Source organism: Leptothermofonsia sp. ETS-13 (assembly GCF_049200465.1).
In the GTDB taxonomy this organism is placed as follows: domain Bacteria; phylum Cyanobacteriota; class Cyanobacteriia; order Leptolyngbyales; family Leptolyngbyaceae; genus Leptothermofonsia.
Genome location: NZ_CP120836.1, coordinates 5,121,444 through 5,135,342 on the forward strand (window position 1 = coordinate 5,121,444; position 13,899 = coordinate 5,135,342).

General features: G+C 49.5%; 10 protein-coding genes. 8 read left to right on the forward strand and 2 right to left on the reverse strand.

From position 1 onward, the window contains the following. The first annotated feature begins 169 nt into the window (after window positions 1–169). The 4 genes from rfbC (at window position 170) to P4D80_RS23350 (ending at window position 3,444) form a co-directional block, all read left to right on the forward strand. Window positions 170–721 carry a dTDP-4-dehydrorhamnose 3,5-epimerase gene (gene rfbC / locus P4D80_RS23335; RefSeq protein ID WP_421656448.1) on the forward strand — a complete coding sequence of 184 codons (552 nt, stop codon included), beginning with the start codon at window positions 170–172 and terminating at the stop codon, window positions 719–721. Further along, the gene (locus tag P4D80_RS23340) at window positions 718–2,043 is read left to right on the forward strand and encodes an NAD(P)H-dependent oxidoreductase (RefSeq protein ID WP_421656449.1); all 1,326 of its coding nucleotides are present in this window, start codon (window positions 718–720) and stop codon (window positions 2,041–2,043) included. Before rfbC ends, P4D80_RS23340 begins: the two co-directional genes overlap by 4 nt. Window positions 2,044–2,198: 155 nt before the next feature. After that, complete coding sequence (locus tag P4D80_RS23345) at window positions 2,199–3,278, forward strand: glycosyltransferase (protein ID WP_421656450.1); 1,080 nt, start codon at window positions 2,199–2,201, stop codon at window positions 3,276–3,278. Beyond that, a complete protein-coding gene (locus P4D80_RS23350) occupies window positions 3,271–3,444 on the forward strand; it encodes a hypothetical protein (protein ID WP_421656451.1) in 174 nt (57 codons plus the stop codon). The genes P4D80_RS23345 and P4D80_RS23350 overlap by 8 nt, the downstream gene beginning before the upstream one ends. On the opposite strand, the gene P4D80_RS23355 is transcribed toward P4D80_RS23350, so the two are convergent. After that, complete coding sequence (locus P4D80_RS23355; protein WP_421656452.1) at window positions 3,441–4,037, reverse strand: MarC family protein; 597 nt, start codon at window positions 4,035–4,037, stop codon at window positions 3,441–3,443. The two genes, P4D80_RS23350 and P4D80_RS23355, sit on opposite strands and share 4 nt — an antisense overlap. A gap of 352 nt (window positions 4,038–4,389) precedes the next feature. Between P4D80_RS23355 and P4D80_RS23360 the strand changes: the two genes are divergently transcribed. Both P4D80_RS23360 and P4D80_RS23365 read left to right on the forward strand, forming a co-directional pair. Further along, entirely contained in the window at window positions 4,390–6,210 is a 1,821-nt protein-coding gene (locus P4D80_RS23360; protein ID WP_421656453.1) for an ArnT family glycosyltransferase, read from the forward strand. Window positions 6,211–6,215: 5 nt separating this feature from the next. After that, window positions 6,216–8,015, forward strand: coding sequence for an ArnT family glycosyltransferase (locus P4D80_RS23365; RefSeq protein ID WP_421656454.1), 1,800 nt, complete (start codon window positions 6,216–6,218; stop codon window positions 8,013–8,015). A 252-nt stretch (window positions 8,016–8,267) separates the two neighbouring features. Here P4D80_RS23365 and P4D80_RS23370 read toward each other — a convergent pair whose 3' ends face one another. Continuing rightward, a complete protein-coding gene (locus P4D80_RS23370) occupies window positions 8,268–11,927 on the reverse strand; it encodes an ATP-binding protein (protein WP_421656455.1) in 3,660 nt (1,219 codons plus the stop codon). A 388-nt stretch (window positions 11,928–12,315) separates the two neighbouring features. On the opposite strand from P4D80_RS23370, the gene P4D80_RS23375 reads away from it, so the two are divergent. Both P4D80_RS23375 and kaiB read left to right on the forward strand, forming a co-directional pair. Next, window positions 12,316–13,200 (forward strand): circadian clock protein KaiA, encoded by an 885-nt coding sequence (locus P4D80_RS23375; protein ID WP_421656456.1) that lies wholly within the window; start codon window positions 12,316–12,318, stop codon window positions 13,198–13,200. Window positions 13,201–13,415: 215 nt separating this feature from the next. Next, entirely contained in the window at window positions 13,416–13,736 is a 321-nt protein-coding gene (gene kaiB / locus P4D80_RS23380) for a circadian clock protein KaiB (RefSeq protein WP_421656457.1), read from the forward strand. Window positions 13,737–13,899: the final 163 nt, after the last annotated feature.

Below are 13,899 nucleotides of genomic sequence, written 5' to 3' on the forward strand. Positions count from 1 at the left end.
CAGACAATGAAGATTTGAAAGGGCAACAGCCAGAAGGACTAGTGGACGATAGCATAAGTCCAGTAACCATTGGGTTGGGGAGTGGGGAGTCGGAGGGAGCCAGAATGGTATCCATATTCCCGCCGTGCTGGACTAGGATAAAGGGTGAGCGCGGAGGATATGGAATATCGTGAAATTGACCGCAACACCTTTGCCAGATGCCTTTGTTATTGAACTTGAGAAACGAGAGGATGATCGAGGGTTTTTCGCACGAACCTTCTGTGTTGAGGAATTGAAGGTTTATGGAATTCAGATGGACATTCTACAATCTAATATCGGCTTTAATTATCAAAAAGGAACTGTGCGCGGCTTTCATTATCAGGTTGCTCCAGCAATCGAGCGCAAGCTAGTGCGATGTACCCGCGGAGCGATTTATGACGTGATTGTAGACTTGCGCCCCAATTCTCCAACCTATCGGCAGCACATCGGTGTTGAATTAACGGCAGACAACTACCGGATGCTTTATGTACCAGATAGGTTTGCCCATGGGTATCAAACCCTGACGGATAATACGGAGGTTTTTTACCAGGTTAGTTCTCTTTATAATCCAGCCTGTGAGCGGGGCTTTAAATATGATGATCCCGCTTTTGATATTCGTTGGCCTTTGCCTGTTAGCAAAATTTCAGAGAAAGATGTTTCTTGGGTACCCTTTACTGCGATCGCTCCGGCACTTGAACCATGATCATTGTGGACAATGCTCTTAAAGCTCGCCAGGAAGCTGGTAATCCAATCAGGGTTGGTATGGTTGGTGCTGGCTTCATGGGGCGGGGCATTGCGAATCAGATCATGAACTCGGTTCCTGGAATGGAGCTAGTAGCTGTTTTTAGCCGTCGCTTGAGTAATGCCAGGCGAGCTTATGAAGAAGCGGGGGTGGATAGTGTTCGAGTTGTGAAGACGGTGGCGGAGTTAGAAGCGGTCATTGCCCAGGGGCAGTACGCCGTCACGGAAGACGCAATGTTGCTATGTCAGGCAGAAGGCATTGACGCCTTGATTGAAGTGACTGGGACGATTGAATTGGCGGCGGCGGTAGTGTTGGAAGCGATCGCCCATCACAAACACATCATCCTGATGAATGCTGAACTGGATGGCACGCTGGGTCCGATCCTGAAAGTTTATGCTGATCGCGTCGGGGTTATTCTTTCCGCCTGTGATGGGGATCAGCCTGGGGTTGAGATGAACCTCTATCGATTTGTTCGAGGGCTTGGCATGACTCCTCTGCTGTGCGGCAATATTAAGGGTTTACAAGATCCCTACCGCAATCCCACCACGCAGGCAGGGTTTGCCAGGAAGTGGGGACAGAAGCCCCACATGGTCACAAGTTTTGCCGACGGCACTAAAATTTCTTTTGAACAGGCAACAGTGGCAAATGCGACTGGCATGAAGGTTGCAAAACGGGAAATGTTGGGCTATCACTTCTCTGGTCATGTGGATGAAATGACCACCATGTACGAGGTTGACCAGCTTAAAGCATTGGGGGGCGTGGTCGATTACGTGGTTGGAGCCAGGCCAGGACCCGGAGTTTTTGTCCTGGCTACTCAAGAAGATCCAAAGCATCAGCACTATCTGAGCTATTACAAGATGGGGGAAGGTCCGCTGTATAGCTTTTACACCCCCTATCATCTCTGCCATTTTGAAGTACCTCTCTCTGTAGCACGAGCGGTTCTCTTCCATGACCCGGTGATGGTTCCATTGGCTGGACCGAGAATTGATGTGGTGGCGACGGCAAAAATTGATTTGAAAGTGGGGGAAGTTCTGGATGGAATTGGCTACTACATGACCTATGGACAATGTGAGAATTCTGACATCGCCCAGGCCGAACGATTGCTGCCTATGGGGCTGGCAGAAGGTTGTCGGTTGAAGCGAAATATTTCTAGAGACCAGGTTCTTACTTACGATGATGTAGAACTGCCGCAGGATCGCCTCTGCGATCGGTTACGTGCTGAACAAAATGCCTATTTTGGGTTCCCTGATACGGTGATGTTTGAGAAACCGTCTGCGCTATAGCGATCCGATTTAGATTGCGAGGGGGCTTTCCCACAGGAAAAATCTTCTTGCAATTTCCTTCTCTCATCCATAAGTTAAGACTGAACTATAATGTCGCCCTATGGGTGCGGTGCTTTGTAGTGTTTTGTGCATTTGCCCATTCATGATTGAAAGCAATGGTCACTTCTATTCCTGAATCGTCTCAATTAAAGCAGTTAGAGCCCTTACCCTACTCGGTTTACTTTGTTTGCAAGGACCGGCAGAAGTGGGGAGACGTGATGAATGGCGATCGCCTCCCCTCAATTGAATCTTTGTATGAACGCTGCACGGATGCCAGCGACATCTGGTCACCCCAGACCTATCTGGATCTAAAGCGGCGGGGATTGAACGTCTTTCTCGTTCCTGACTACGTTCCCGGCAAGATTTGCATCGTCACCTACGACCAGCTGTATATTCGGGAAGGGGTGTTTAACAGCTATGTCGTCGTCTGTCACCATGATCGAGCCAGGCCAGGAATTTGTGAACAACGGATTGTGCACAATGAGCTCAATGTAGTTGACCATACCGATCATTTCATCCCCCACTGGCCCCAACCCAACTTGAAGCCCCGCGATCGAGCACGGGGTGCGCGGGTTGAAAATGTAGTCTTCAAAGGGTTCGAGCGAAATCTGGCTTACCCCTTTAAGGACCCGGAGTTCATCCAGCAATTGCAAGCGATGGGCATTGAATTCGTTCTGAGTTCCATCGAAGACCCAGAATTCCAGTTTAGCTACTGGTCTGACTACACCAAGGCCGACGTGGTTCTGGCTGTTCGCAACAACACTGAGTACGACCTCACCCTCAAACCGTCCCTGAAGTTGATTAACTCCTGGTTTGCGGGTTGCCCTGCCATTTTAGGGCCGGAGCCCGCCTATCAGGCTTTACGCAAATCAGAGCTAGATTACATTGAAGTTCGTAGCCGAGAAGAAGTAATTGCCGCCCTACAGCGCCTGAAAAACGATTCGGGGCTATATCAGGCGATGGTTGAGAATGGGTTTGAGCGAGCGAAAGACTTTACAGCCGATCGAACAGCCCAGATTTGGCGGGATGTTTTAGCCGGTCCAATCGCAGAAGGGTATGAGCGGTGGATGCGACAATCCCCAATTCAGAAGCTAATTGGGCGACCGGTTCAATTCGTTCACCGGGCACTTCAGCATAAACGCGAGAAGAAGGATTATTTCTACCGCATTAACCACGGCCCAAGGTTGTTTGGCTAGTTCAACACGGCGGGAATACAGATACTATTCTGGCTCCTTCCTACTCTCCACTCCCCAACCTGGCGTTGCTGAAAGCAGTATGAATCGAAACTTCGTTTCGATTCATACTGCTTTTCAGCAACGCCTCCAACCCAGTGGTTACCAGACTTATGCCATCGCCCATTAGGGCGTCCCTAGAAGTTCACGCAGTCCGCCAATCCCAATTTCGACTGCCAGCGCGGCTAACAAAAAGCCCAGTAGCTGCATTGCGATGATCGAGCCTTGCACACCAATCCAACGTTCAACCCGATTGGCTTGACGAACGATAAGCCAAGTCACAGCCATAGCAGCAACGATTCCCAACACAACACTCAAGCGGGCATTAGGGGCATCAGACACCAGTACCATGACCGTTGTCAGGGTTCCGGGTCCGGCCAGTAAGGGGAGCGCTAGTGGTGTGATAGCCACATCTCGTTCTTGTTCTACGATGGGGATGTCCATTTCTCCCCGCAGCATGTCTAGTGCAATCAGCAAGAGTAGCAGTCCTCCTGCAACCTGTAGGGATGCGATGCTGATATGCAGGTAGTTGAGAATGAATTGACCTGTCAGCGCAAACCCAATCAGAATTGCGGTTGCAACGAGTGTTGCCCGGTCAATTACGCTGTTGCGTTGCTCTGCTTCCATTCCCTTTGTCAGCACCAGAAATAGAGGGGCGTTACCCAATGCATCAGCGACTACAAATACGATGACAAAGGTTTGGACGAGAATGGGAATATCCATAGGGGGGGTGGTGTCAAAAGCTCCTTTCTCTACCCTAGCTTGAATTGGATCTACTGCTCACCCATCTATCACTTACTGATGTGCATACATATGGAAAAAGCGCGGGTTCGCTTCTGCGAGATAACCGCACTACCTCAATGGCGAATTCAATAGCGAATTCACGGGAGCATGATGAACGCTTTAAAAGTTTAGCAGGTCTGTTGAGATAAGACTCCCCCCAATCGGTTCACCCTATTGGAGGAATCGGGAATGGTCTTGAGGTTTATCCCGTTCTGGTAATTTTCCCGCTAAAGTAGGGTCTGGAAGCAAAGCCGTAAAAGAAACGCGTTTGCTGAGGAGTGGGAGGCTGAAGGTGAAGGTTGAACGGCAAATTGTGGACTTCTGGCGTTACTTAAACAAGAATCCAGTTTCGGCCAGATTGATTGCCATTGCCTGGATTCTGGTGATTGGGGGGATTGCCTTTATTGGGAATTTAGGCGGCACGGGTCTGGTGGATGAAACAGAACCGCTGTTTGCCGAGGCTGCCCGCCAGATGAAAGAAACGGGAGATTGGGTAACGCCTTATTTCAATGGTGCTCCTCGATTTGATAAGCCGCCCCTGATCTACTGGCTGATGGCGATCGCCTATCAGATGATTGGCGTTAATGAATGGGCGGCACGATTACCCTCAGCTCTGTCGGCGATTGCTCTGATGGGTATGGGTTTCTATACCTTGAAGCGCTTCGGTGCTGCCACCCTTGATGGCTATCCTGATTCCAATCAATGCTGGCTTTCTGCTTTTATTGGGTCTGCTCTCATTGCCCTCCATCCTTTAACCATTATTTGGGCAAGAACTGGCGTTTCGGACATGCTGCTGACCGGCTGCATTGGGCTGGCGTTGATGGCATTCTTCTGTGGGTATGCTGAAGGCGAGGTAGATCAGGGGAAATCCCTCCAGATTCACAATTTAGTCTTCAAAACCTCTCAGATCTGGTACTTCACGTTTTATCTCTTGATTGCCCTGGCAATTTTGACAAAGGGGCCGGTGGGCATTGTGCTGCCAGGGCTGACGATTGGCTCCTTTGTGCTGTATGTGGGGAACTGGAGAGCAGTCCTGCGGGAAATGCATCTTCTACAGGGGTTATTTATTATTCTGCTAGTTGCTTTACCCTGGCACATTTTAGTAACTCTGGCAAATGGTAAAGCGTTCATTGATTCCTTCTTTGGCTATCACAATGTTGAACGGTTTACAGAGGTGGTCAACCGCCATTGGGCTCCCTGGTATTTTTACTTCGTGGTTGTACTGTTGGGATTTGTGCCGTGGTCACTATATTTGCCTGCAGCGATCGCGCGCCTGCGGTTCTGGAAACGGTCGATCTGGAGGCACCAGCCACGCACCACTCATCTGGGTCTATTCACTTTCTTTTGGTTTGTCTGTATTTTTGGCTTTTTTACGATCGCTGCCACCAAGCTGCCCAGTTACGTCTTGCCCTTAATGCCCGCAGCGGGAATTCTGGTGGCTCTGCTCTGGGCTGAGCAGATGGGACGGTCTTCATCACCTTCCTGGATGATGAAACTGGGCAACGTCTTGAATGGGGTGTTCTTTCTAATCCTGGGAGGGGTTCTGGTTTACACGCCGCAATTGGTGAAGGGAGATCAGGCCATGCCTGATCTGGCTCCTTTGTTGCAAGAATCTGGCTTGCCAATACTGGGAGGGGCGATCGCAATTGCAACGGCGATGGCGATTGGGCTTTTGGCGCTGCGTCGGCAAGGGCAATGGGTGTGGCTGGTCAATCTCCTGGGTATGCTGACTTTGATTATCTTTGTCTTACTACCTGCGGCTTCAATTGTGGATTCTCAACGCCAGCTTCCCCTAAGACAGTTAGCGCAGGTCATTGTACAGGAGCGGCAACCGGGGGAAGAACTGGTCATGATTGGCACGACAAAGCCAAGCATTGTATTCTACACCCGTCAGCCAGTAACCTTTAAGCTTCGCGCCAGGTCGGCGGCTATTTATTTACAGAAAAGAACGATTAGCCAACCAGGTATTTCAACCGTGTTGATTTTGACCACTCCTAAAAAGCTTGAAGTCCTTGATTTGCAGCCAGCTCAGTACCAGAACTTAGGAAAGTCTGGCCCTTACCAGCTGATCCGGGTTTCTGAGCAGGTTCTTTCCCGGTTGCCCCAGGAGTAAGCCACTTGCAGAAATGGTTGACTCAGAGGCATCATCGCTGGGCGGCAGGTTTGCTGCTGGGGGGACTGTTGGTGCGGGGGGCGATCGCCCTCTTCCTTCCCCCCGGTTTTGATGAAGCCTACTACTATCTCTACACCCAACATCTGGACTGGAGCTACTTCGATCATCCACTTCTGGTTGCGCTTTCCACGGGACTGGGTCCCTGGATAACAGGAGAAGTTTCCCAATTCACCATTCGGCTAGGTACTCTTTTGTTGCACACAGGGGCACTCTGGTTGCTCTATTTAACGAGTTTCTGGTTGTTTTCCAGTCAAGCGGCGGTTTTGACGTTGGCGATCGTGTCACTCATTCCCATCTTTCTGGTTGGCTTTGGCGTTTTGACTCTACCAGATGCTCCGCTCATCTTCTTCTGGACGGCGACGGTGTATGTGGCTGTGCGGGAATTCTGGCCGCGGAGGGGAAGGGACAGGAGGCAGGAGGAGGCAGAAGCCAGGAGGCAGAAGCCAGGAGCCAGGAGGATTGTTCGTTGTCTGTCGCCTGTTGCCTCTGGTAGGAATCAGGGGGCCGGGGGTGAGGAAGGAAGCGATCGCCCCCATTCCTACACACCTACTTATCGTTTAGCTATCATCGGTCTTCTAGTTGGATTGGCATGCCTCAGCAAATACCACGGTCTGATATTGGGTATGGGACTGGTGGGGTTTTGTCTGACCAGTTCCCGGTACCGTGTTGCCCTACGCTCTCCCTGGATGGTGTTGAGTTTCGGTTTATTTTTACTGGCGATTACCCCAATTCTGATCTGGAACGTTCAGCATGATTGGGTTTCCCTTCGGTTTCAATCTGGTAGAGCTGTTCCTGACCGCAGCTATAGCCTGCTGGACCTGCTGGTTACCTTTCTGGCAGGGGTTGCTTATCTATTTCCCAGCTTTGGATTTCCCCTCTGGGGGGTGAGTCTGAAGACAGCATTAAGCCGATTAAGCCAATTTGGAGAAGTTTGGAAAGCTAAGAAGGACAGACGAGAAGAAGCGAGAGGAAAAATAGCAGAAATTGACTCACCCCTACGCCCCACTCCCTATGCCCCACACCCTACGCCCCACGTTCTACTCCTCTGGTTATCCCTCCCACTCATGCTGGGCTTTACCCTCATGGGCGGCTACCGTTCGATCTTACCAACATGGGCAATGCCGGGGTTTTGGAGTGCGACGTTACTACTGGGGTGGAGGGCCGCAGGGTGGCAATGCAGGTTTCCCCGGTTAGTGCAGCGCTGGTTATGGGGATCGGGGGTTGCGATCGCCCTTTGCCTGTTAATCGCTGTGCTGCACGTTAATTTAGGAATTCTCCAAAAAAACAGCCGCTATGCCCTGCTAGGGGGCTTTCTGTCTCCCACTGCCGATGCTTCGATTCAATTGATCGACATCCATCAACTTCGAGCGGGTTTTGCGGATTCAGCCAGCCTGCGGCATGAAATGCAAGGCATTGATTACTTATTCACCAATGATTTGTATCTGGCTGGGCAAGTTGGGATGGCGTTGGCGTCCTTACCCCATCGGCCCATTACCTGTTTTGAACAGGATTTAAGGGGATTCGCTTTCTGGTCAAAAAACGATGGGTGGGTTGGCAAAGATGGACTCCTGGTCACTCCCGCACACAAGGCAGAAACCACGCTGGCCCAATATCAGGGGTATTTTGAAAAGGTTCAGAAGGTTGCGGAGATTCCCATTAATCGGGGCGGGGCAATTGTACAAGTGATCGAGATTTATCGGTGCGATCGCCTGCTAAAACCCTATCCAAGGTCCTATGGAATTTAGCAAGGGGTAAGAGGTAAGAGGTAGAAGATAGGTTCTAGAGTCAGTGAGGAGATCAGAACTCAAACCTCATTTACCCATCCACCCCTCACTCCCCTTCTCCCCTCTAACAACCAACAACTATCGCTTTACGCGGGTGCGTTAGGACATTGGAATTAAAGAGGGAGTGGGGGCTGCGCCCCCAGCCAGGGGTGGAACCCCTGCAACCCTGTCCTAAGCCTGGCGGCTATCGCTATAACTAACAACTGATAACCCCTACTGTCTCTGCAACATCTGACGGATTTGCTTCAGCAACTCTTCCATTGGCAGAGAAGGAGGTAGGATTTGGGATGTCAGCGGCTGCAGAATCTCTAGCAAATTTTCGATCGGGTGGGATTGATTACTTTCCTCCCGTGGCCGATGATCTAGCACAAGAATCGGGGGGATATTCTCTAACTGTTTCAAGACTGTTAGCCTTTCCAGCGTAGTGGGTTCAAGCTTTTGAGTTGTCCAGCAAATTAACAGAAGGTCAATGCTTTGAGACTGGATTTGTTGAAGCACTTCCTGCCAGGAGCGCCCCATCAACCCTCGCAATCCTGCGGTTTGTAGATATTGGATTAGCGCTTGCAGCCATTCGGCTTCCTTTAAGGAGTTGCCTGGGGAAGCGGTTGGTAAGGGTTGGGAAAGGTTGGTATCCAGGGATGCTGGAAGAGTTGCAAGGTCCATCACCAGAATGGAGGATCGCCAGGTATACCCGGCAGCAATTTGAATGACCTGCAACAGAGGAGAGGTTTCTGGTGTTCTATCTACCAGTTGAGTAGTTGCCGGGTTAGCCAGGCATGGAAATGCCATCAGTCCCAGTTCCTGATTTGCGGCCTGGGTTGTTTCTTGATCTAAAGTGACCAGGGGAAGCGATGCCAGAAATGGATGGTGGCTAAATTCCTGGAAGAACGCGGTGGGGTCAGCCAGGGGAGCATCCAGTAAGACAACGTTGGGTTTCCAGACGCGGGCTAGCAGTTCTGCCTGCTCCAGGTCATCGGCTTCCAACACCTGGTAGTGGCAGGAATGCAGAAGCGGAGTCAGGTCGGCAGCGGCGATCGACGGAGGGTCTTCCAATTGAGCCGTAGATCTCAGCCGTAGAATGGTCAAAGCATTGGATGGGCGGGTAGAGGCCGCAGGTTCTTCGGATTCAGTCACAAGTTGCTTTAGCGTCTGGCGCAAGGCTTTTGCCTGAATCGGTAAGCTGAGCCAGCCATCGGCATAGCTGCGATGGGTGTGGGTTTCATCTACCTGGGTTGCTGTCACAACCACTGGAATCTGCCGTGTTTCAGGGCTGGACTTGAGAAGTGTGAGCACATCCCAGCCTGAGAGTAGCGGTAAAACTGGATTCAGAAAAATGATGCCGGGTTGCAGGCGGCGAGCTTTTTCTAGTGCTTCCGTACCAGACCGGGCAATCACAACCCGGTACCCTAGGCCAGTCAATTGATTGGTCAGAGTTTCTATAAATGAAGGGACGACTTCTACCAATAAAATCAGGCGATGGCGTAATTTTGATTCCAGAGAATTGGGATTGACAGAGGCGGTTGGGTCATCGCGTTGGGCGGTTGGGATACTTAAGGGCACTCGACCACTGGGATACTGGCCCTGAGAATAGGGGATTTCGGTATCGCTGGAAGCGATCGCCGCTTTTCCAGGCGGACTGGGGGGCAACAAGATGGTAAACTGACTCCCTTCCCCTTCTTTTGAAATAAAAGTGACATCCCCCCCGTGAAGACGAGCCAGGCGCTGAGTTAAAACAAGCCCCAAACCTGCACCCTCAAAGCGGCGGGTGAGTGGATTTTCCAACTGCTGAAATTTTTGAAAAATCAAATGCTGTTTATCAGCAGGAATTCCGATCCCTCTATCCCAAACAGTGAAAGCAATCCAACCCCCCCATTGGTTTACCTTCAGCCCAATTTGTTGATCAGGCTCTGTAAACTTCAGCGCATTGGTCAGTAAATGACATAGCATCTGACGCAGCCGTTGCTCATCAGCAATCAACGAATACAGCCCCGGCTCAATTTCCAGCGAAAACTGAGGTTGTTGGCAGGTCTTTGGGGAGGGGTGTTTGTCATCTAATAGCCGTAGCTGCTTTGCCTGTTCAAAGGCTCGACTGCATACCACAGCAATGTCAACTGGTTCTGGTATCAGTTCTAGTTGCCCTGTTTCCATCCGAGTCAAATCCAGAATGTCATTCACCACTCCCATTAAGTGGCGGCTGCTCTGGTAAATTAGCTGGGCATAGTGTACCTGCCGCTGGTTCAATTTCCCCAAGGTCTGGTCCTTGAGCAGACTTGATAAGCCCAAAACTGCCGTTAGAGGGGTACGCAGTTCGTGGCTGATGCAGGCTAAGAACTCATCTTTCAGACGATTGAGATGAATCAGGTCAACATTTTTAGCCGCGAGCTCACGGGCAAGATGTTGCTGTTCAGTAATATCCTGGGCCAGAATCAACCAGAGCAGACCTGATTGGGGAACGATTGAGCGGGAAAGCCCTGAGTTGGACTGTACAGGGCTAGGGGAATTGTTTCCTGCTATGAGAGTAGTAGAGGGTTGAACGGCTGCGTGAATCGACGTTGCTGAATCAGACGGTTGAGGTGAAGAAGTTTCCTGCGAAGCGTTCTGAAATTGTAGACAGGTCGTTAAAGATACAGGCGGAGTAGATTTTTCTCCCGCCGAGGGGAAGAGGAATGGTTCAACTGGAATCTTGATAAATTGCAACACCTGCTCTTGCCCATTTTTTAATGGACAAATGCAAATACAGGTGCCTGGCTTAGGTCCAATATGACACAGTTTTGTACCTGCTGAAGAGGAATCTACCTCCTGACCCAGGGCCTCTGAAGCAGGGTACTCAGACTGTTTCGTGGAAGGGTGATGGGCCTCAGACGAGAATGCTCCAGTGGAAAGGAGGGAGGGAGAAGTTAGCAGCTGAGTGGTCAGATCAGCCCCTTGGGAAGAAGCACTCTTTGTTCCAGCAGCACTGTCTAGTAATAAACAGACTTCCTGTTCAATCTGGTTAGGGCTTGTCCAACACTCTATCTGTTGTCGCCAGACTGCGTTTTTTGTCAGGATTTGCCCATCTTGCGATTGCAGCATCAGGGGCAATGGCAGTTGCTCCAGAAGGTCTAGCAATGGGTAAAGTAGGGGGGGGGAGGGTAGAGAACTAGACGAACCAACTGGTGGAAATAGCGAGCTAGCAGAGATTTCAGTTGACCAGAATTCTTTCTGCTGTTGTAGCAACTGATGAATGGTTTTCTGTTGGGACTTGACTTGTTGCTCCAGGTCCTCCTTCTGTACCAGAATCTGTTGTGCCAGGCGATTAATTTGCCGTTGTTGCTGTTTCAAGGCTTTTGGGTGCCTGGTCTCGCTGGAGTTGACTGGGGGAGAGGAAGAAACCTTTTGCTCGGAACCAACAGATCGATCTGAAAAACTGGCAATCAGGAATTTGAGCAGGCGATCGCAATCCAGTAACCCCAGAAACTCGCCGCGATCGCCTGCAATGGCAATGGGTGTGTGCTCCTGGATACCTGGATCGAGTAGAAATTGTCCTACCAACCAGTCGCCCGGTAGAACAGTAAGAGGCTCCACCAGGGAAGGTGACAGGGAGCAGGAAGGGGTGGGTTTACTTAATTTCGTGGCTTTTGTGGCTTTTCTGGAAGAGGTTTTTTGCCCAATCAACCCTTTTTCAAGCAAACAGGGCAGCAAACGGCGCAGACCAACCAACCCCTTGGGACGCTGCTGTTCGTCCACCAGTACCAGGTATTCATAAAAAATCTTTGCAGCAGGACGTTGCTCTACCCTACTCAAGACCGCAAACACTGCCATCAGATCCGCAGTTTCAGGACATGTTGGGGTAGGTTCAACAAATTCTCTAAGACAGGCACTCGTTGGAACCATAGAAAACCTGCCTAAACGGGAACACAGTATTGAGCAACTCCAACGAAACAGGCAAATATGACAGCCAGAGCAACGCTCTAAGCAGAAACTACCTTAGATCAAAATAGGGATGTGAATCGTGAATATATTGAAGGGGGGCCAAAATAAGGGTCAATCAGGGCGAGATAGATAGTTTGCAAACCTGGTGTAGCTCAATTATCCCTCTGTGAGGCGGGGGACAAACAGGAAGCGATCGGTTTGTAACTATAATTAATTAAGTGTCAAAGTATTAAAAAAACTTTAAACGATTTGTTAAAAATACTGATATTTATACCTTTAGTTTCGTTGCATAAATGCCCGTTCCCTGATCTTCGAATCTCATCTGCATCCTCTCTTAACTCTAAAGCCCTTGTCTGATCATCTGTCGATATGCATTTTTCTCAACGAAGAACCGCTTGTTCAGGCGGTTCTGAAATATTTGAGTGGAGAACGACGGTACACGGTTGCTCTGCCCCGTTCTGCTGACGAATTCTTTGCTTTGATAGATCAGGAGAAGCAGCAGCTTGACTGTTTGGTGCTTCAAGCTAATTCAGAGCTATCTTTGCTAACAAAATGGCTTTATGGTCAAGCTGTTCTGCTACCCGCTGTCATCATCCAGGCTGAATCTGACCAGGACCAACTGCCAGAAGCTCCTCTTCCTGATCATGAAGGCGAAGGATTTATTTACCATACGGCTGAGGTTTGTCTGAATCGTGGGCAAATTCATCAACTTCCAAAACAGATTGATCGAGCGATCGCTCAATTTATCAACCTCTCGCCCTCCTACCGCCTCAGCCACTTGTCTGCCGCCGATCAGGCGGCCGATCTCAATGCCCAAAATTTTTTAAAGCTACAGCAGCAACGCCTGACTGAAAAACTAAAAGAGCGACTAGGATACCTGGGCGTATACTACAAGCGGAATCCCAAAAACTTCTTCCGCTACCTCCCAGCAGAACAAAAGCAGGAACTTCTCGACCAGTTGAAGCATGAATATCGTGAAATCATCCTCCGCTATTTTTCCAATGATGGTACCCTTAACCAACGTATCGATGATTTTGTGAATACCATTTTCTTCACGGATATCCCCGTTGCCCAAGTCGTAGAAATTCACATGAATCTGATGGATGAGTTTGCTAAACAGCTAAAATTGGAGGGGCGCAGCGAGGAAATCCTACTGGACTACCGTCTGACACTGATTGACACCATTGCCCATTTATGCGAAATGTATCGACGATCCATTCCCAGGGAATCGTAGAGGGTGATGGGCAACTGGTAAAAAGTAAGGACATAGGGTCCTTCTTGAAATTTGAACGGGGTGCAGGGGTGGGACTCCTACGTAGGGGCTTTGCCCTTCCTTGTTCACAAACAGTTTGTGAACGCTATAGTTGAGCCAAACTCTCCATTCGTCACTTAACCCCCTCCTGCTTCCGGTTTTTTTAGTCATTCTAACGTTTCCTAACATTTTTGTTTATGAGTCCTGCCAAGAAAACCTATGTTCTTAAGCTGTATGTTGCGGGAAACACACCGAATTCGATTCGCGCCTTAAAAACGTTAAACGAGATTTTAGAAAAAGACTTTCAAGGAGTTTATGCATTGAAGGTTATTGATGTGCTAAAAAATCCCCAACTGGCTGAAGAAGATAAAATTCTGGCAACCCCCACCCTCGCCAAAATCTTACCTCCTCCAGTCCGAAAAATTATTGGAGACCTGTCCGATCGCGAAAAAGTTCTCATTGGACTAGATCTGCTCTATGAAGAATTGCGAGATGACGGATTTGATTCAGAAGAATAATGCTTTTTCAACGCTTCTATCAAGAAATCTATCAAGAAATCTATCGTTTATATCAGAGATGTCAGAAACTACTGGAAAATCCATAAATAGATAGACAGTTTTTGATATTAGTACGACCAGTATGTGGCGCAAAAAAGTTTTATATTTTTGATAAGTAAATAGG